The organism is Micromonospora sp. NPDC005324 (assembly GCF_040607155.1).
Taxonomy (GTDB): Bacteria; Actinomycetota; Actinomycetes; order Mycobacteriales; family Micromonosporaceae; genus Micromonospora; species Micromonospora trifolii.
Genome location: NZ_JBEXGE010000115.1, coordinates 1 through 1,884, shown reverse-complemented (window position 1 = coordinate 1,884; position 1,884 = coordinate 1). Strand labels below are relative to the sequence as shown.

2 protein-coding genes are annotated in these 1,884 nt (G+C 65.7%); both read right to left on the bottom strand.

Annotated elements, in window-relative coordinates:
* Positions 1–89 precede the first annotated feature (89 nt).
* Positions 90–1,010 carry a hypothetical protein gene (locus ABZS40_RS36615; RefSeq protein WP_354949315.1) on the bottom strand — a complete coding sequence of 307 codons (921 nt, stop codon included), beginning with the start codon at positions 1,008–1,010 and terminating at the stop codon, positions 90–92.
* Between the two features lie 16 nt (positions 1,011–1,026).
* Complete coding sequence (locus tag ABZS40_RS36610) at positions 1,027–1,548, bottom strand: sigma-70 family RNA polymerase sigma factor (protein ID WP_354949313.1); 522 nt, start codon at positions 1,546–1,548, stop codon at positions 1,027–1,029.
* Positions 1,549–1,884: the final 336 nt, after the last annotated feature.

Sequence of the window (1,884 nt, the reverse complement as noted above, 5' to 3'; positions counted from 1 at the left end):
GAGGTGTTGGTGGCAGGAATGGCGGCCGCGCACCGGCGTCAGGATTGGCCCCGATGCCGGTGCGCGGTTCGTCTCTCAGCGCTTGCTGGTTATGGGGTGTTGGTGGGCTGCACGGGCTGCGGCGTCGGCCCACCGTCAGACGGGTGGGGGTTCTTCGGCGGCTTGCCGTCTGCCGAGACCTGCAGGGCGAAGACATTGTTCGGCAGCGGTGCTGCGTCGTAGACGATCCAGTGGGTGGGCACCTTCTCGGCCGGCGTTTCGATCGATTCCCAGCCCACGCGGAGGCTGGCGGTCTGGCCACGCGATGCGAGGATCTTGAGGGTGTCCGCCACGGTCTTACCGGCCAGATCCCGCGCCTGCGCGTTGTCTTCAGGAGAGCCGCCCTCGATCTCTTCGCCGGGCATGGCGGTCCTGCCGATGACAATCCTCGCGTACGACTTGAAGGTCACCGGTACCTTGATGCCGACCGTGCAGTTGCCGCCGGCCGTGCAGTCACCTGGTGCCTCGATGTACTCAATGTGAACACCACCGGCAGTGTCACCGACTTCTGAGAATATGATCTTGCCAACATTTCTAGGTGCGGCAGGCGCCAGGGTCAACTCCACGTTGAGGTTGTACGTGGCAAGTTCTTTGCGGTAGCGCTGAGGGTCAGCGATAGGGTCCTTGATTTTGATGTTGATGTACGTGTCGTCCTTGGTGATTTGCAGCGCCGCTGCCTGTGCGGGGGCAGGTCCGGCGGGTCCGGAGTCGGCCGGCAGCGCTGCGCTGATGCCGAATGCCAGCGCGGCAGCGGCGGCCACCGCCGGCACCGCGATGGCCAGCCGGCGATGCCGGGCAAGCCAGGGCGCGCGCTTGGCTGAGGTCGCGGTCGTGGTTTCGAAGTCGTGCATGATGCCCTTCAGAAGTAGGGTGGCGGCGCTGCCGGACGGGCTCTGCGCCGAAGGTGGGAGGTGATGTACGGGAGCGAGTAACCGAATGAGGTGATCTTGCTGGTTGTCGGGTTCGGCCATGGCCGTATCTCCTTGGTTACCTATTGAGTGACGGCTCGCGGAGCGCTGCGGCGAGTCGGCGCCGGGCGCGGTGTAGGCGGATGCGCGCAGCGTTCACTGTGCAGCCGAGCGTTAACGCCAGATCGTCCGCCGCGAGCCCTTCCCAGGCCACCAGTCGAAGCAGTTCCTGGTCGGACTCCGGCAGCGAGCGGAACGCCCGCCTGATCTCCTCCGGTACCTCCGGCTCGACGGTGGTGACCTGAGTGAGCTCCTGACGCAGACGCTCGGCGAGGCCCGCCGAGCGCCGGTCAGCCCTGCGATGGTTCGACATCACGTTGCGTGCCACCCCGAACAGCCAGGCCCTGGCCTGCTCCGGCGGAATCTCGTGGAACCGTCGCCAAGCGACCAGAAACGTATCGGCAACCACGTCGGCTGCGCCCTCCGGGCGATCGGTACGGCGCAAGGCGAAACCAAGCAAATCCTGATAGCAGGCACGGTACAGACGCTCAAATCGGGCGGCGATATCGTCATTCGACAAAGACGGTGCAGCGCGTGCCAAACCTGACTCCTAGTTCCATCAGCCCGTGCGGGGCGGGTACGGCCAACACCAAGAACATGTCCGACCGGCACCAAAACATTTCATCCCGTGCGGAGACACCCAGATTTTTTGGCGCAAGCGAACAGACGGATGCGAACCATTGAGGCCCGCGGGTGGCGCGACAGGCGAAGATGCCGGTGGGCACCAAGCGTGGCCGACAGCCGATGCGACGTGCAGCCGCGCGATCAGTCGCCGCCGAGGTGAACAGGGCCAGTTCCCGACACACCTGGCCTCGGCCCACGCGGCCGCGAGGCGATCGCCCAACTCGAACAACCCGCGCTACGGCCCGGCGCAGCA